General features: G+C 72.5%; 16 protein-coding genes. 13 read left to right on the top strand and 3 right to left on the bottom strand.

Going from position 1 to position 16,807, the window contains the following annotated elements:
- The first annotated feature begins 80 nt into the window (after nucleotides 1–80).
- Nucleotides 81–1,661: a helicase HerA-like domain-containing protein gene (locus AACH10_RS11195; RefSeq protein WP_341410495.1), complete on the top strand. Its 1,581-nt coding sequence runs from the start codon at nucleotides 81–83 to the stop codon at nucleotides 1,659–1,661.
- 57 nt (nucleotides 1,662–1,718) lie between these two features.
- Here the strand turns inward: AACH10_RS11195 and AACH10_RS11190 are convergent, their stop codons facing one another.
- A complete protein-coding gene (locus AACH10_RS11190; RefSeq protein ID WP_341410494.1) occupies nucleotides 1,719–2,762 on the bottom strand; it encodes a hypothetical protein in 1,044 nt (347 codons plus the stop codon).
- A gap of 128 nt (nucleotides 2,763–2,890) precedes the next feature.
- A complete protein-coding gene (locus AACH10_RS11185; RefSeq protein ID WP_341410493.1) occupies nucleotides 2,891–3,793 on the bottom strand; it encodes a LysR family transcriptional regulator in 903 nt (300 codons plus the stop codon).
- Between the two features lie 107 nt (nucleotides 3,794–3,900).
- On the opposite strand from AACH10_RS11185, the gene argC reads away from it, so the two are divergent.
- The 11 genes from argC to AACH10_RS11130 all read left to right on the top strand — a co-directional run bounded on the left by argC (nucleotide 3,901) and on the right by AACH10_RS11130 (nucleotide 15,093).
- Nucleotides 3,901–4,833 (top strand): N-acetyl-gamma-glutamyl-phosphate reductase, encoded by a 933-nt coding sequence (gene argC / locus AACH10_RS11180; protein ID WP_341410492.1) that lies wholly within the window; start codon nucleotides 3,901–3,903, stop codon nucleotides 4,831–4,833.
- Between the two features lie 105 nt (nucleotides 4,834–4,938).
- Entirely contained in the window at nucleotides 4,939–5,691 is a 753-nt protein-coding gene (locus AACH10_RS11175) for a hypothetical protein (protein WP_341410491.1), read from the top strand.
- 13 nt (nucleotides 5,692–5,704) lie between these two features.
- Entirely contained in the window at nucleotides 5,705–6,403 is a 699-nt protein-coding gene (locus AACH10_RS11170; RefSeq protein WP_341410490.1) for an ABC transporter ATP-binding protein, read from the top strand.
- On the top strand, nucleotides 6,400–7,608 hold the full coding sequence (locus AACH10_RS11165) for an ABC transporter permease (protein WP_341410489.1): 1,209 nt from the start codon (nucleotides 6,400–6,402) through the stop codon (nucleotides 7,606–7,608). The genes AACH10_RS11170 and AACH10_RS11165 overlap by 4 nt, the downstream gene beginning before the upstream one ends.
- 12 nt (nucleotides 7,609–7,620) lie before the next feature.
- On the top strand, nucleotides 7,621–8,382 hold the full coding sequence (locus AACH10_RS11160; RefSeq protein ID WP_341410488.1) for an outer membrane lipoprotein-sorting protein: 762 nt from the start codon (nucleotides 7,621–7,623) through the stop codon (nucleotides 8,380–8,382).
- Complete coding sequence (locus AACH10_RS11155) at nucleotides 8,379–9,662, top strand: hypothetical protein (protein ID WP_341410487.1); 1,284 nt, start codon at nucleotides 8,379–8,381, stop codon at nucleotides 9,660–9,662. Before AACH10_RS11160 ends, AACH10_RS11155 begins: the two co-directional genes overlap by 4 nt.
- 46 nt (nucleotides 9,663–9,708) lie before the next feature.
- A complete protein-coding gene (locus tag AACH10_RS11150) occupies nucleotides 9,709–10,848 on the top strand; it encodes a sensor histidine kinase (RefSeq protein ID WP_341410486.1) in 1,140 nt (379 codons plus the stop codon).
- Nucleotides 10,849–10,878: 30 nt separating this feature from the next.
- Nucleotides 10,879–11,748 (top strand): LytR/AlgR family response regulator transcription factor, encoded by an 870-nt coding sequence (locus AACH10_RS11145; RefSeq protein ID WP_341410485.1) that lies wholly within the window; start codon nucleotides 10,879–10,881, stop codon nucleotides 11,746–11,748.
- Nucleotides 11,749–11,857: 109 nt separating this feature from the next.
- Nucleotides 11,858–12,283 carry a DUF2306 domain-containing protein gene (locus tag AACH10_RS11140; protein WP_341410484.1) on the top strand — a complete coding sequence of 142 codons (426 nt, stop codon included), beginning with the start codon at nucleotides 11,858–11,860 and terminating at the stop codon, nucleotides 12,281–12,283.
- A gap of 137 nt (nucleotides 12,284–12,420) precedes the next feature.
- Nucleotides 12,421–14,208 carry a glutamine--tRNA ligase/YqeY domain fusion protein gene (locus tag AACH10_RS11135; protein ID WP_341410483.1) on the top strand — a complete coding sequence of 596 codons (1,788 nt, stop codon included), beginning with the start codon at nucleotides 12,421–12,423 and terminating at the stop codon, nucleotides 14,206–14,208.
- Nucleotides 14,209–14,370: 162 nt separating this feature from the next.
- Nucleotides 14,371–15,093 carry a hemerythrin domain-containing protein gene (locus AACH10_RS11130; RefSeq protein ID WP_341410482.1) on the top strand — a complete coding sequence of 241 codons (723 nt, stop codon included), beginning with the start codon at nucleotides 14,371–14,373 and terminating at the stop codon, nucleotides 15,091–15,093.
- Between the two features lie 7 nt (nucleotides 15,094–15,100).
- On the opposite strand, the gene AACH10_RS11125 is transcribed toward AACH10_RS11130, so the two are convergent.
- Nucleotides 15,101–16,069, bottom strand: a complete 969-nt coding sequence (locus tag AACH10_RS11125) for a tRNA dihydrouridine synthase (protein WP_341410481.1) — start codon at nucleotides 16,067–16,069, stop codon at nucleotides 15,101–15,103.
- 45 nt (nucleotides 16,070–16,114) lie between these two features.
- Here AACH10_RS11125 and AACH10_RS11120 point away from each other — a divergent pair, with 45 nt between their 5' ends.
- Nucleotides 16,115–16,762: a DUF1415 domain-containing protein gene (locus AACH10_RS11120; protein ID WP_341410480.1), complete on the top strand. Its 648-nt coding sequence runs from the start codon at nucleotides 16,115–16,117 to the stop codon at nucleotides 16,760–16,762.
- Nucleotides 16,763–16,807: the final 45 nt, after the last annotated feature.

Here is a 16,807-nt window from a genome sequence, read left to right as displayed (position 1 = left end):
GCGGCGCGGTGCTTGAATCCCCCTACACTGCCCCGCGCAATCCGACCGACTGTTCGACACCGTTCCCTGGAGTTCACCCGATGTCCGAGCCGATCCTGGTCGCCAAGCATGGCGACGTCGAGTGCCACCTGCTGCCGGCGCTGGCCAACCGCCACGGCCTGATCACCGGGGCCACCGGCACCGGCAAGACCATCACGCTGCAGACGCTGGCCGAGAGCTTCAGCAAGATCGGCGTGCCGGTGTTCATGGCCGACGTGAAGGGCGACCTCACCGGCATCAGCCAGGCCGGCAGCGTGAGCCCGAAGCTGGCCCAGGTGCTGGCCGAGCGCGGGCTGGACACGCCCACCGCACTCGCCTGCCCCACCACGCTGTGGGACGTGTTCGGCGAGCAGGGCCACCCGGTGCGCGCCACCGTCAGCGACATGGGACCGCTGCTGCTGACGCGCATGCTGGCGCTCAACGACACCCAGGCCGGCGTGCTGAACCTGGTGTTCAAGATCGCCGACGACCGCGGCCTGCTGCTGCTGGACCTGAAGGACCTGCGTGCGATGCTGCAGCACGTGGGCGACAACGCGGCCGAGTTCACCACCGAGTACGGCAACGTCAGCGCCGCCAGCATCGGCGCCATCCAGCGCGGCCTGCTGCAGATCGAGCAGCAAGGCGGCGACCGGTTCTTCGGCGAGCCCATGCTCGACATCGCCGACTTCATGCAGACTGCCGACGGCCAGGGCGTCATCAACATCCTGGCCGCCGACAAGCTGATGAACGCGCCGCGGCTGTACGCCACCTTCCTGCTGTGGATGCTCTCCGAGCTGTTCGAGACCCTGCCCGAGGTGGGCGACCTCGAGAAGCCCAAGCTGGTGTTCTTCTTTGACGAAGCACACCTGCTGTTCAAGGACGCGCCGGCGGCGCTGGTCGAGCGCATCGAGCTGGTGGTGCGCCTGGTGCGCAGCAAGGGCGTGGGGGTCTACTTCGTCACCCAGAACCCGCTGGACATCCCCGACACCGTGCTGGGCCAGCTGGGCAACCGCGTGCAGCACGCGCTGCGCGCCTTTACGCCACGCGACCAGAAGGCGGTGAAGAGCGCCGCCGAGACCATGCGCGCCAACCCGAAGCTGGACATCGCCACCGCGATCACCGAGCTCGGCGTGGGCGAGGCGCTGGTCAGCTTCCTGGACGCCAAGGGCCGGCCCTGCGTGACCGAGCGCGTCTACGTGCTGCCGCCGGGCAGCCAGATCGGCCCGGTCAACGCCGCGCAGCGCCAGGCGCTGATGCAGACCTCGCTGGTGGCCGGCGTGTACGAGAAGCTGGTCGACCGCGAATCGGCCTACGAGAAGCTCAAGGGCCGCGCCGCGGCGTCACCGGCAGCCGCTGGCAACGGTGGCAACGGCGGCGGCCGCAGCATGGCCGACGAAGCGCGCGATGCCGTGCGCGGCGGCGCCCGCGACGCTGCGGCCGGTGCGGCGCAGGAGGCCGGCGGCGGCCTGATGGACGGGCTGAAGGATGTGCTGTTCGGCAGCACCGGCCCACGCGGCGGCCGCCACGAAGGCCTGGCCGAGAAGGCCGCCGCGTCGGCCATGCGCTCGATCGGCTCGGCCGTGGGCCGCGAGATCGTGCGCGGCGTGCTGGGCTCGCTGCTGGGCGGCAGCCGGCGGCGCTGAGACTTTCCCACCTGCGCCGGCAGGCGTTCATGATCGCGGCCGGTGCCGCCGGTGAGGTCAGTACTTGACGGTCAGCTTGACGGCCGTCTTGGCCGCGTCGGTTTCCTCACCGTCGCGGAAATTGCGGCCCACCAGGCGCTCGACCTTGATGCCCTGCTGCCCGTTGTGGCTGCGGTGGATGACCCACGACAGCGACACGCTGTGCTTGGTGCTGCGCGTGCGCTCACCGTTGAACTGGCGCACATGCTCAGACTGCCAGCGCAGCAGATCGGGACGCAGGCGGTTCAGGGGCAGGAACCCGTCCGGCCACTCGGGCACCGTGGCGGCCGCGCCAAGCCGGACCTCCACTCCGTTGACCGACGCCGGTGCGCCCGGCGCCCGCCGGGAGGCGTGGTCGACGTAGGGCGTTACGCCGCCGAACACCCACCGATCGCGCAGCAGCAGCCGCATCGGCTGTTGGGCCGTCACCCAGTGGTAGTTCAGGTCGACGGGCGCCTCCACCGAAGCGGTGCGCGTGTCGGTGACGTCGTTGTTCTGCAGACGCAAGGCCAGTTCATATGCCCCGGCGCCACCGCTGTGCAGCTTCGGCCGGGCCGCGAAGACTGAACGCCCCCCCACGCGGAAGGTCTGCGTCGCCACCTGATCGACGCGCTCCGGCTTGGTGGTGTCGCTCTCGAAGCCCAGCGCCAGGTAAGGCCGCAGGCCCTGGCTCTCCTCGGTGTCGAACATGCCCAGCTTGCCGTAGGGCACCCACAGGATCGCCGCCTTGGCCGCGCCCGTGGTTCGCCCGGCACTGCGGCCGAGCGACACCTCGGCCGGATCGCCGTTGTCTGCCGAAATGCTGGTCGAGGACCGCACGAAGAACACCTGCCGATGCTTCTCGGTGACGACACCGTGCGGATGAAAGACGGCCCGGATGTCCGCATCCTGCAGCGGTTGCTGGATGTCGGCGGTATCGAACCCCAGCGCGCGGTCATAGCAGGCCAGACGCTCGAGCGGCACGCTCACCCGCTTGCAGGCATCGATCTCGGTCTGCGCCACGGCCGAGGCCGCCAGACCGGCCGCGCCCAAGACGGGCCCCCAATGCATGAACCGGCTCATGGGCTTGCTCCTTCCAGCGTCATCCAAGGTGGCAGAAGGATGCGGGCACCCGCGGCCTGCGGCATCGGTGACTCTGAGGACGATACCGGCGCCAGGTTCGCATACCGCCCGGCCGGACTGGCAGGCGCTCAGGCCGCGTCACCCGGCAGCGTCGGCAGCGCCCGCAGCGCGGCCAGCACCTGCGCCACCAAGCCATCGCCGCCGTCGTCCACGCGCCAGACCAGACCCAGCGGCCGCCACAGCGGCGGCTGAAGCGCGCGCAGCTGCACCCGTGCATCCGCCGGCGGCTCGCCGCCATCGGCCGGCAGCAGCGAGGCGCCGTAGCCGGCCGCCACCAGGCTGCGGATGGCGTCGTTGTAGTTCAGCGCGATGCGGGCCGTGGGCCGCTGGCCGGCTTGCGCGAACCACTCGGTGCACAGGCGCGACAGGTGCGTGCTGCCGTCGTTGAGCACCAGCGGCTGCGCGGCCAGCCAGTCGGGCGTGACCGGGTCGGGCGCTTCCCAGGCGGCCGGCAGCACGGCCAGCACCGGATCCTGCCGCCAGGGCTCGATGCGCACGCCGGCGCGCGGCGGCTGCGGCAGCGCCACGATGCCCAGGTCCAGCGTGCCGGTGGCCAGGTGCGCCAGCGTCTCGGCCGAGGTCAGCACCTGCACCTGCACGTCGATGCCGGGATGCGTGGCGGCCAGCGCCTGCAGCGCCTGCGGCAGCAGTTGGGCGATGGCGCCGGTGCTGGCGCCCAGCCGCACCCGGCCGGCCTGGCCGGCAATGTGGCGGCGCACGGCGTCCAGCGCGGCATCGGCACTGTCCAGCAGGCGGCGGGCGTGCTCGATCAGCAGCGCGCCGGCGCCGGTGGGCGTGACGGCCGGCCGGCCGCGGCGCAGCAGCGGCGCGCCCAGGCGCTGCTCCAGCTCGGCCACATGCAGCGTGACCGTGGGTGGCGCCAGGTGCAGGGCCTGGGCGGCAGCGGCAAAGCTGCCCAGGTCGGCCACGGTCACCAGGGTGCGCAGGCGGTCGAGGTTGAATTCGCGCATCGTTGAAAATTCAGCTTGTATGAATTTGGAGTTTGCAAGATTCAACTTGTCTGATGCAAGTGCGCTGGCGAGCATGGCGGCTTCTGCCACCCCTCCCACCCCACGCCATGACGACACTCGTGTTCATCGACGGTGACCAGGGCACCACCGGCCTGCAGATCCGCGCCCGGCTGGCCGGCCGCACCGACATCCAGTTGCTGAGCCTGCCCGAGTCCGAGCGCAAGCAGCCAGAGCGGCGCGCCCAGGCGCTGAACGACTGTGACATCGCCCTGCTGTGCCTGCCCGACGAGGCCGCGCGCGAGGCCGCCGGCTGGGTGCGCAACCCCGCCGTGCGCATCATCGACGCCAGCTCGGCCCACCGCACCGATGCCGCCTGGACCTACGGCCTGCCCGAACTGTGCCCCGGCCAGGCGGCACGCATCGCCGGTTCGCGGCGCATCAGCAACCCCGGCTGCTACCCCACCGGCGCGCTGGCGCTGCTGCGCCCGCTGGTGGATGCCGGGCTGCTGCCGGCCAGCCTGCCGCTCAACATCCACGCCGTGTCGGGCTATTCGGGGCGCGGCCGCGCGGGCGTCGACGCGCACGAGCAGCGCGCCGCCGATGCGCCCGCGCCGCCGCCCTTTCAGGTCTACGGCCTGGGGCTGGCGCACAAGCATGTGCCCGAGATCCAGCAGCACGCCGGCCTGCGCGCGCGGCCGTTCTTCGTGCCGGCCTACGGCGCCTTTCGCCAGGGCATCGTGCTGACCGTGCCGCTGCACCTGCGCCAGCTGGCACCCGGCACCACGGTGGCGGCGCTGCACGCGGCGCTGCAGGCCCGTTACGCGGCCACGCCGCGGGTGCAACTGCTGTCGCTGGCCGAGGCCGCCGCGCTGGATCACCTGGACCCCACCGCACTGAACAGCACGGACGACCTGCGCCTGGCCGTGCTGGCCAACGAGGCCCAGGGCCAGGTGCTGCTGGCGGCGGTGTTCGACAACCTGGGCAAGGGTGCGGCCGGCGCTGCGGTGCAGAACCTGGATCTGCTGCTGCGCGGCGCCTGAGGCAACGCTTCGCGACGCGTGCCGGCGTTTCGTCGCAGCCCGGCTGCGGCCGGTGCGGCGGCTCGCCACCATCGCGGCATGTCATCCACACCCAGGGAGCCGAACATGCCTGCCGACCACCACCGCGTCGACACCACCCCGCGCCATGCGCTGCTGACACTGGCCGCCACCTCGCTGGTGGCGCTGGCCTCGGGCGCCGTGCTGATCACCACCACGGTGTGCGCCCACGCGCAGCAGCCGGCGGCGGTGGCGCCGGCCCCAAGCGTGGCCCCCCCAGCGGTCACAGCGGCCGCGGCCGATGCCGGCTTCAACGCCGCCTTCGCGCGCTTCATCGCCGCCAAGCCCGGCGACGATGCCGCCATCGACGACGCCGCCAGCCAGTTCGGCAAGCTGCTGGCCGCCGCGCCCACCGACCCCGTGCTGCGCGCCTATGCCGGTGCTGCCACGTCGATGCGCGCCACCACGACGATGCTGCCGTGGAAGAAGATGGGCTTTGCCGAGGACGGCCTGGCCCTGATCGACAAGGCCCTGGCCCAGCTGACCCCGGCGCACGAGGCGCCCAGCCACCAGGGCGTGCCGGCCGTGCTGTCGGTGAAGTTCACCGCGGCCAGCACCTTCCTGTCGATGCCGGCCATGTTCAACCGCGGCGAGCGCGGCCACAAGCTGCTCGACGAGGTGCTCAAGCACCCGCAGTTCGAGGCCACGCCGGCCGGCTTCAAGACCAGCGTGTGGCTGCGCGCCGGCCAGCAGGCGGTGGCCGACCAGCAACCGGCCCAGGCCCGCCAGTGGTACGAGAAGGCCGCGGCCAGCGGCACGCCGCAGGCCGCCGTGGCGCGCAGCCGGCTGCAGGCGCTGTGAGCGGGACGCGACGATGAGCACCGTTCTCACGCTGCAAGGCGTGCACAAGACCTACCGCCTGGGCGCCCATGTGGTGCCGGCCCTGCAGGGCGTGGACCTGAGCGTGGCGCCGGGCGAGATGCTGGCGCTGACCGGCCCGTCGGGCAGCGGCAAGAGCACCATCCTGAATCTGGCCGGCCTGATCGACCGGCCCGATGCCGGCCGCGTGACGCTGCGCGGCCGCCAGGGCGCCGTGCAGGCCGACACGCTGGACGAGACCGCCGCCACGCTGCTGCGCCGCGACGCCATCGGCTTCGTGTTCCAGAGCTTCAACCTGGTGCCGGTGATGACGGTGGAGGAAAACGTCGACTACCCGCTGTTCCTGGCCGGCCTGGCCGCGGCCGAGCGCCGCGAACGCGTGGCGCAGATGCTGGACGCCGTGGGCCTGCGCGAGCATGCCCACCACCGGCCCGACGCGCTGTCGGGTGGCCAGCGCCAGCGTGTGGCCATCGCCCGCGCGCTGGTCAAGCGCCCGGCGCTGGTGATCGCCGACGAGCCCACCGCCAACCTCGACTCGCACACCGCCGACCAGGTGCTGGACCTGATGCGGGAGCAAGGCCACGCGCACCAGGCGGCCTTCCTGATCGCCACCCACGACGAGCGCCTGCTGGCGCGCTGCGACCGGCGCATCCGGCTGCTGGATGGCCGCATCCTGGAAGGGGAAGCAGCATGAAATGGCTCAAGTTCGCGTGGCACAACACGCTGCGCAACCCGCGTCGTTCGGCGGTCACGGTCAGCATCGCGGCACTGGGCACGGCAGCCATCCTGCTGGCCGGCGGCTTTGCGCTGTTCACCTACCGCGGCCTGGCCGAGATGTCGGCGCGCGCCACCGGCCACCTGATCGTGGCCAAGGCCGAGCAGTTCAGCAAGGACGAGGACACGCCGCTGCAGCACGGCCTGGACGACGCCGATGCGCTGAAGGCCCGGCTGCTGGCCGACGAGGCCGTGCGCCAGGTGCTGCCGCGCGTGGAGTTCACCGGCCTGATCAGCAACGGCGACAAGAGCACGGTGATGATGGCCACCGGCATCGACCCCGACGCCGAATTCGCGATCAAGGGCCCGTTCCTGAGCGTGAAGGCTGGCAAGGTGCTCACCTCCGACCAGCGCCTGCACGTGATGCTGGGCGAGGCCCTGGCGCGCAGCCTGAAGGCCGCGCCGGGCAGCAGCCTGACGCTGCTGGCCAGCACCACCGAAGGCGCGCTGAATGCGCTGGACGTGACGGTGAGCGGCGTGGTGTCCACCGGCGTGCCCGATCTGGACCGGCGCCTAGTCTACACCGACGTGGCCACCGCGCAGAAGCTGCTGGTGACCACCCGGGTGTCGAGCCTGGGCGTGTTCCTGGACCGCATGGAGGCCACGTCACCGGCCCAGGCGCGGGTGCAGGCCATGGTGCCCCAGCTCAAGGTGCAGACCTGGGTCGACCAGGCCACCTTCTACCGCAGCGTGAAGGACCTCTACAACCGCATCTTCGGCGCTTTGGGCCTGATCATCGGCGTGATCGTGGTCTTCGTCGTCACCAACGCCATGGCCATGGCGGTGATCGAGCGCACCCGCGAGATCGGCACGCTGCGTGCCCTCGGCACCCTGCCCGGCCAGCTGGTGCGCAGCTTTGCGCTCGAAGGGCTGCTGCTGGGCGGCATGGGCGCGGTGGCCGGCGTGCTGATCGCGCTGGCCGTCACCGGCGCGCTGCTGGCCTTCCCGGTGCAGATGCCGCCGCCGCCGGGCCGCAGCACCGGCTACCCGCTGCAGATCGCCTTCGACGGCACGCTGTACGCGCTGACCCTGGCCGCCATGCTGCTGCTGGCCACCGTGGCCTCGGCCTTCGTGGCGCGGCGCACGGTCGCCAGGCCCATCGTCGACGCCCTGGCCCACACCTGACCGCAGCCCACCATGAAGCCAATCATCATCCTCCTGTTCACCGCCTCGGCCCTGGTCACGGCCCACGCTGCCGACGACGTGGCCAGCCTGCTGAAGGACGCCGACCGGTATCGCTCAGGACAGGGCACCGGCGCCGATGCCCTGCAGGTCGAGACCCAGGTCAACACCTTCACCCGCGACGGCCAGCCCGACAAGGAGCGGCGCTACACCGTGTTCGTACAGCCCGGGCGCAAAAGCCTGGTGCTGATGCGCTCGCCGGCCGAGACCGGCCAGAAGGTGCTGATGCTGGGCGACGACTTCTGGCTGCTGCTGCCCGGCAGCCAGCGCCCGGTGCGCATCACGCCCTCGCAGAAACTGCTGGGCGATGCCTCCACGGGCGACATCGCCACCCTCAGCTGGGCCGAGGACTACACCGGCCAGTTGCTGGCCGAGGAAGCCTGCCCCGCGCCCGACGAGCGCAAGGCCTGCCTGCACCTGAGCCTGCAGGCCCAGCGCAAGGGCGTGAGCTACCAGCGCATCGAGCTGTGGATCGGCAAGGCCCGCCACGAGCCGGTGGCGGCCGACCTGTACGTGCAGAGCGACAAGCTGGCCAAGCAGGCGCGCTTCGTGATGGACCAGGCCGCCAGTCCGAAGCTGGTGACCGAGATGGTGCTGCGCGACCAGCTCAGCAACCACAAGGAGACCCGCGTGCGCTACCTGTCGCGCACCGCCCGGCAGGTGCCCGAGACCTGGCTGAACCCGATGTTCCTGGCCAAGAACCCGAGCCTGGAATGAGCCGCCGCCCACATTGGCTGCTGGGCGCGCTGCTGTGGGCCGGCGCCCGCCTGGCCGTGGCCGACGACACGGCCGCCGACATCACGCTGCGCGCCGACGCCCGCACGCCCAATGCCCGCGGCCCGCTGGCTGCCGCGCAGGCGCTGCAGCCCGGCATCGCGCCGCCGGTGGCCGACGGCCTCACCGTGCAGACCGAACTGCGCCACGCGCTGCGCGGCCGGCTGGGCGGCACGGCCGTCGCCCTGCACGGCAACGCGCTGCTGGCCCACGAGTGGCTGCGCGGCCGCGGCCAGGCCGACCGCAGCCGCGTCAACGAGCTGCAGGCCAGCGCCGACCTGGGCGCCTGGCAGCTGGCCGCCGGCAAGAAGGTGCTGGGCTGGGACGTGGGCTACGGCTTCCGCCCGAACGACCTGGTGCAGCAGGAGGAACGCCGCACCCAGTTCGGCCAGACGCCCGAGGGCCGGCCATTGCTGATGGCCGAGCATTTCGGCGCCGAATCGGCCTTGTCGCTGGTCTGGGTGAACCCGCAGCGCTGGACCGACGCGCCGGCCGCCCAGCGCTTTGCCCGCGAAAGCGCGCTGGCCGCGCGCGCCTATCTGCGCCAGGGCGCCGTGGACCTGCACGCCTTTGCCCGCCACGGACGCCACACCGGCGCCAGCCTGGGCGCAGCCGTGGCCTGGGTGGCCACCGACGAACTGGAGCTGCACGGCTCGGTGCGCGCCCTGCAGCGCCACGACGGCTGGCGGCTGGATCCGGCGGCCGGCACCGGCCTGCAGACCACCCCCCCCTGGCAGACCACCCTGCGCGGCGGTGCGGGCCAGTGGCTGATCGGCGCGCAATGGACCGGCGCCTGGCAGCAGAGCGTGCTGCTGGAGGCCTGGCACGACGGCACGGCCCTGCCCGATGCCGAGTGGCAGGCCTGGAGCGCACGCCACCAGGCGCTGGCGGCCTTCGCGACGCGGCCGGGTCTGCCGGCGGCGGCGCTGTCGGGGGCGGCCGGCAATCTGGCCTGGCAGGCCGCGCCCTTCGACGCACCCAGCCTGCGCCAGCGCAACGTCTACGCCCGCCTGGCCTGGCAGCCCGAGCACTGGCAGCTCAGCCTCGACAGCCTGTGGCAGCCGGCCGATGGCGGGCGCATCGTCACCGCCGCCGTGCAGTGGCAAGGCGACCACTGGCGCGTGAATGCCAGCTGGCGCGTCTACGGCGGGCCGCAGGGCGCGCTGCTGGCCCAGCTGCCCACGCGGCGCAGCGCACTGCTGGCCGCCACCCGGTCGTTCTGACCGCACAACCGCCCGGCCTGCGCCGCCGCTGAACCACAATCACCCCATGCCTTCGTTCCCGTCCGCCGGCCCGCCGGTGCCTGCGGCCCTGCCCGAACCGCCGTTGACGCCCTGGTGGCTCAGCCTGGCCCGGCGCGGCGCCATCAATGTGGCGGTGTGCCTGTTCATCGCGCTGCTGATGTGGGTGGCGGTGGGCCCGCAGCTGCGCTTCTGGCCGTTCTGGGTGTACTCCACCAGCATCGGCATGCTGTCGTGGCTGTTCATCGACGGCAGCCGCATGGTGCTGGTGCGCCGCCTGGGCATCCGCTACCCACGCCGCCATGGCTGGCCCGGCCTGCCCTGGATGGCCGCCTGCGTGCTGCTGGGCGCCGCGGGGGGCTACTGGCTGGGCACGCTGATCGGCGACGCGGTCACCGGCTACCGCTCGCCGGCGCCGTTCAGCCGCCTGCAGCCGGTGCTGCTGAGCCTGCTGGCCACCGGCGCGGCCACGCTGTTCTTCTACAACCGCGAGCGCGTGGCCCAGGAACAGGCCGCCGCCGAGGCCGCCCAGCGCCTGGCCAGCGAAACCCAGCTCAAGCTGCTGCAGTCGCAGCTGGAGCCGCACATGCTGTTCAACACGCTGGCCAACCTGCGCGTGCTGATCGGCCTGGACGCCGAACGCGCCCAGGCCATGCTGGACCGGCTGATCGCCTACCTGCGCGCCACGCTGCAGGCCTCGCGCGCCGAGTCGCACCCGCTGGCGGCCGAGTTCGAGCGCGTGGCCGACTACCTGGCGCTGATGGCCGTGCGCATGGGCCCGCGGCTGGCCGTGCAGCTGGACCTGCCCGACGACCTGCGCGGCCTGCCGGTGCCGCCGCTGCTGCTGCAGCCGCTGGTGGAGAACGCCATCCAGCACGGCCTGGAGCCGCATGTGGCTGGCGGCCGCATCACCGTGGCCGCGGCCCGCGTGGCTGGCCCCGCCGGCGCGCAGTTGCAGCTGAGCGTCACCGACACCGGCGTGGGCCTGGCCGATGCGGCCGCGTCCCCGCCCGCCACCCAGGGCACCGGCTTCGGCACGCGACAGGTGCGCGACCGGCTGGCGGTGCTGTACGGCACGGGCGCCCGCTTCACGCTGGCGCCCGCCGAGGGCGGCGGCACGGTGGCCACGCTGGTGCTGCCCTGGCCCGCGCCGCCCGCCGCGGCCTGACCCGCCCCACCTGTACCGCACCGCCCCGCCATGCACGCCACCGCCCTGATCGCCGAAGACGAACCCCTGCTGGCCGCCGGCCTGCAGGCCGAGCTGAAACGCCTGTGGCCCGGACTGCAGTTGCTGGCCACCGTGGGCGATGGCGCGGCCGCCGTGCGCGAGGCACTGGCACGCCAGCCGCAGCTGTGTTTTCTGGACATCCGCATGCCCGGCCTGAGCGGGCTGGAGGCCGCGCAGGCCCTGGCCGAGGATTGGCCCGAGCCCGGCACGCCGGGCGCCGCGCCGTTCCCGCTGCTGGTGTTCGTGACCGCCTACGACCAGTACGCGCTGGCCGCCTTCGAGGCGCAGGCGGTGGACTATCTGGTCAAGCCGGTCGAGCCGCAGCGCCTGGCGGCCTGCGTGCAGCGGCTGCAGCGCCGGCTGGCCGATGCCGCGCCGGCGGTGCCCGCCGCGCCCACCGCCCCGGCCGCTCCTGCGACCCACCCGGCGCCGGCCCAGGCCCCCGGCATCGACCAGGCCCTGGCCCAGCTGCGCGCGCTGCTGGGCGCCACCGCGCCGGCCGCCGGCAGCCAGCCGCGGCTGAGCGTCATCCAGGCCAGCGTGGGCAACACGGTGCACATGGTGCCGGTGGACGAAGTGCTGTACTTCGAGGCTGCCGACAAGTACCTGCGCGTGGTGACGGCCGAGCGCGAGCACCTGATCCGCCTGTCGCTGCGCGAGTTGCTGCCGCAGCTCGATCCCGGCCAGTTCTGGCAGGTGCACCGCAGCCTGGTGGTGCGGGCCACGGCCATCACCACCGCGGTGCGCGAGGAGACCGGCAAGGTCACGCTGGCGCTGCGCGGCCGGCCCGAGAAGCTGACCGCCAGCCGGCTGTACGCGCACCTGTTCAAGGGCATGTAGGACGCCGCGGCCGCGGTTCGCCCCCTGTCAGGCACCGTTCGCGCCGCCTGCCGGCAGCCTGTCGCACGACGCTCGGCCGGTCGGCCGCGGGCATCGACACTCGGTGACCATGATCCTCGATGCCCTGCTCCGCCTGCTCCGCCAGCACCCGGTGGTCTTCGTGCACCTGCTCTCGGCCGTGGGGGCGCTGCTGATCGGCATCGTCGTGCTGTCGCGCCGCAAGGGCGATGCGCCACACCGCGCCTGGGGCTGGGCCTGGGTGCTGCTGATGGCCACCACCGCCGTGGCCAGCGCCTTCATCCGCGACTACCGGATGCCCAACCTGGCCGGCTTCTCGCCGATCCACGGCTTCACGCTGATGGTGGCCTGGGGCCTGCCACGCGGCATCTGGCACATCCGCCGCGGCAATGTGCAGGCGCACCGCAAGCAGATGAAGGGCATGTTCATCGGCGGCTGCGTGGTGGCCGGCCTGTTCACGCTGCTGCCCGGGCGCTTTCTCGGCACGCTGCTGTGGCGCTCGCTGGGGCTGATGTGAGGCACCGGCGCTGAGGCCGCGGCGCCGCACGCCCCGGCGGCGGCCGAACTCCGGGGTGGCAGCGGGCCTGTTCGCCCCGGCGGGGCGGTGCCGGCCTCCTAGAATGGGGCTGGTTTTCCCTCCCCTTGCCACCCCCCATGTCCGCGCCCCATTCCGCCCCCGACAGCGCCGCCAAGCCGGCCAACTTCCTGCGCTCGATCATCGAGCGCGAACTGCAGGAAGGGGTCTACGCGCAGCGCCAGTGGGGCGGTGCGCCCGGCGATGCCGCGTCGCACCAGGCCGGCAGCGCCGACCCGGCGCGCGTGCGCCTGCGCTTCCCGCCCGAGCCCAACGGCTACCTGCACATCGGCCACGCCAAGAGCATCTGCCTGAACTTCGGCCTGGCGCGCGACTTCGGCGGCGTGTGCCACCTGCGCTTCGACGACACCAACCCCGAGAAGGAAGAGCAGGAGTACGTCGACGCCATCATCGAGATGGTCAAGTGGCTGGGCTGGGACTGGAACTTCCAGGGCACCGAGCACCTGTACTGGGCCAGCGGCTACTTCGACTTCATGTACCGCGCGGCCGAGCACCTGATCGAGCGCGGCCTGGCCTATGTGGACGAGCAGACGCCGGAACAGATGCGCGCCAACCGCGGCGACTTCACCACGCCCGGCACCGACAGCCCGTTCCGCCACCGCAGCGCCGACGAGAACCTGGCGCGATTCCGCGCCATGCGCGCGGGCGAGTTCCCCGATGGCGCGATGGTGCTGCGCGCCAAGATCGACATGGCCTCGCCCAACATCAACCTGCGCGACCCGGCCCTCTACCGCATCAAGCACGCGCACCACCACGCCACCGGCGACACCTGGTGCATCTACCCGATGTACACCTATGCGCACCCGATCGAGGACGCGCTGGAGAACATCACCCACTCGATCTGCACGCTCGAGTTCGAAGACCAGCGCCCGTTCTACGACTGGCTGCTGGCCCGCCTGACCGAAGGTGGCCTGCTCAACGCGCCGGCGCCCAAGCAGCACGAGTTCGGCCGCCTGAACCTCACCTATGTCATCACCAGCAAGCGCAAGCTCAAGGCGCTGGTGGATGAAGGCCATGTGCAGGGCTGGGACGACCCGCGCATGCCCACGCTGGCCGGCCTGCGCCGCCGCGGCTACACGCCGGCCGCCATCCGCAAGATGGCCGAGGACACCGGCGCCAGCAAGTCCAACATCTGGCTCGACTACAGCGTGCTGGAAGGCGCGCTGCGCGCCGACCTGGAAGGCCAGGCCGCCCGCGCGATGGCCGTGATCGACCCGGTGCCGCTGACGCTGACCAACTGGGCCGAGCTGTACGGCGCCGAGCACCGCGAGCCCTGCGGTGCGCCGGCCCACCCGCAACTGCCCGAGCTGGGCCAGCGCAGCTTCAGCCTGGGCCCCGAAGTGTGGATCGACCGCGACGACTTTGCCGAGGTGCCGCCCAAGGGCTTCTTCCGCCTGTTCCCGGGCAACAAGGTGCGCCTGAAGTACGGCATGGTGGTCGAGTGCACCGGCTGCGAGAAGGACGCCGACGGCCGCGTCACCCGCGTGCTGGCCACCGTGGTGCCCGACACCAAGAGCGGCACGCCCGGCGCCGATGCGGTCAAGGTCAAGGGCACCATCACCTGGGTGGGCCAGCACGACGGCATCGCCGCCGAGCTGCGCCTCTTCGACCGCCTGTTCAGCCAGGCCCAGCCCGATGCCGGCGACGCCGACTTCCGCGACGCGCTGAACCCGGCCAGCAAGACGGTCGTCACCGGCTATGTCGAGCCCTCGCTGGCCACGGCAGCGCCCGACACGCGCTTCCAGTTCGAGCGCCACGGCTACTTCGTCACCGACCGCAAGGACCACCAGGCGGGCGCGCCGGTGTTCAACCGCGTCACCACGCTGAAGGACAGCTGGGGCAAGTGACACGGCGGCCCGGCGCGGCGCGCGATGGCCCATCCGGGCCATGGCCCCGCCGGCCGCGATGGCCCATCAGGCCGATGTGCCCGCGCGAGGCACTGAGCAGACTTCCGGCATGGCGACACCCCGTCGCCAGACACCCCCTCCAAACCCTGCCGGGAGCCTGCCATGAACCTGTCCGATGCCACCCAACTGCTGCGCGCCGAAGCCCTGACGCGCTACGACATCTACCGCTGGATCCACAAGGCGCTGCGCGCCCGCATGTGCCGCGTGCTGGTGGCGGTGGGCGGCATCGATGTGAGCGACGGTCCCGCCACGGCGCGTGCGCTGGACCAGCTGGATGCCCTGCTGGCCGTGTGCCGCGGCCACCTGCAGCACGAGAACGACTTCGTGCACGCCGCGCTGGAGGCCGCCCAGCCCGGCAGCAGCGCCGATGCCGCCGACGAGCATGTGGACCACGAGACCCACATCGCCGCGCTGGCTGCAGCCAGCGCCGCGCTGCGCCGCGAGCCCGCGGCCGATGGCGCGCTGCGCCTGTACCACGCGCTGGCGCTGTTCGTCAGCGAGAACCTGGTGCACATGCACATGGAAGAGACCGAGCACAACGCCGTGCTGTGGCGCCATTGCACCGATGCGCAGATCCAGGCCGTGGAACAGCGCTTGATGGCCAGCCTGCCGCCGGCCGAACTGGCCGACACCCTGCCCTGGATGTCGCTGGGCCTGAACGCCACCGAGCGCGCGCAGTTGCTCGGCGGCCTGCAGCAGGCCGTGCCGGCGCCGGTCTTCGAGACCATGCTGGACAGCGCGATGGCGCCGCTGACCGAGCCCCAGCGCACGGCCCTGGCACGCGCCCTGGGCCGCGCGCCGGTGCCGGGCCTGGTGATGTGCTGAGCCGCGCTCAGGCCGGCCGGGTCTGCGCCGCGCCGAACAGCAGCGCCTCGACCTCGCGCGTGTCGTTCACGGTGCGGATTCGCTCGTACAGCGCCTGCGCCTCAGGAAAGCGCCGGCGCAGCAGGTTCAGCCACTGCTTGATGCGGCCGGCGCGGTGGCGCGCGTCCACATGCAGCGCCACGCGCTGCCAGTAGCGCGCCAGCAGCGGTGGCACGCGTCGCCAGCCGGCATGCGGGTCGGCCATCGGGTCGGCCTGGCCGCGGATGGCCAGCGCCAGGCCGGGATCGGCCACCATGCCGCGGCCCAGCATCAGCGCCTGCGTGCCGCTCTCGGCCCGGCAGCGCTGCGCGTCGTCCACCGTCCACACCTCGCCATTGGCCACCACCGGCAGCGCCGGCACCGCGGCGCGGATGTGGGCGATGCGGTCCCAGTAAGCCGGCGGCTTGTAGCCCTGCAGCTTGGTGCGGCCATGCACCACCAGCTCGCTGGCGCCAGCCTCGGCGATGGCGCGGGCCACGTCCAGCATGGTGTCCTCGTCGCGGTTGCCCAGGCGCATCTTGGCCGACACCGGCACGCCGGACGGCACGGCGCGGCGCACCGTGGCCACGATCTCGCCCACCAGCTCGGGCTCGTCCAGCAGCACGGCGCCGCCGCGGTGGCGGTTCACGCACTTGGCCGGGCAGCCGAAGTTCAGGTCCACGCCCTCGGCGCCCAGCTCGGCCAGGCGCGCGGCGTTGTCGGCCAGCACCGCCGGCTCGCTGCCCAGCAGCTGGGCGCGCACCGGCACGCCGGCGGCGGTGCGGCTGCCGTTCAGCAGTTCGGGCATCACGCGCAGGAACACGCGGTCGGGCAGCAGCCGGTCGGTGACGCGGATGAACTCGGTCACGCAGCGGTCGATGCCACCGACCAGGGTCAGCGCATCGCGCAGGCTGTGGTCGAGCAGCCCTTCCATGGGCGCCAGCAGGATCAGGGACATGGTGGGTCGGGGTTCGGGCCGCGCAGTGTAGGCAACAATCGTCGGATGCCTGCCCACGTGCCGCCCGTCACCCCCGCCGACGCCGCCATTCCGCCCGCTGGCGACGCCCCGCCCAGCGCCGAACGCGCACTGGCCGAGACCCGCGCCTGGATCGACCGCGCGGTGATCGGCCTGAACCTGTGCCCCTTTGCCAAGGCACCGCAGGTCAAGGGCCTGATCCGCTACGTGCACACCGACGCCACCGACACCGATGCGCTGGTCCATGTGCTGATCGACGAACTGCAGCACCTGGCCGCCACGCCGATCACCGAGGTGGAGACCACCGTGCTGGTGCACCCGCGCGTGCTGCAGGACTTTGCCGACTACAACGACTTCCTCGACGTGGCCGACGCCAGCCTCGCCGCGCTGGGCCTGGAAGGCGTGCTGCAGGTGGCCAGCTTCCACCCCGACTACCAGTTCGCCGACGCGCCGGCCGATGACATCTCGCACGCCACCAACCGCTCGCCCTGGCCCACGCTGCACCTGATCCGCGAGGCCAGCATCGACCGCGCGGTGGCCGCCTTCCCCGAGGCCGAGTCGATCTACGAGACCAACATCGCCACGCTGCAGGCGCTGGGCGCCGCCGGCTGGGCAGCGCTGCAGCGGCAGATCCGTGCCGATGCCGACGCGCCGCCCGACCACCGCGGCCCTTGAGCACGCCGGGCGCCGCGGCGGACGCGGCCGGTGGCGGTGGCGTGA

Source organism: Pseudaquabacterium inlustre (genome assembly GCF_038066595.1).
Lineage (GTDB): Bacteria > Pseudomonadota > Gammaproteobacteria > Burkholderiales > Burkholderiaceae_C > Pseudaquabacterium > Pseudaquabacterium inlustre.
Note: the sequence above shows the minus strand (reverse complement) of the source record. Positions and strands in the feature narration are given on the sequence as shown.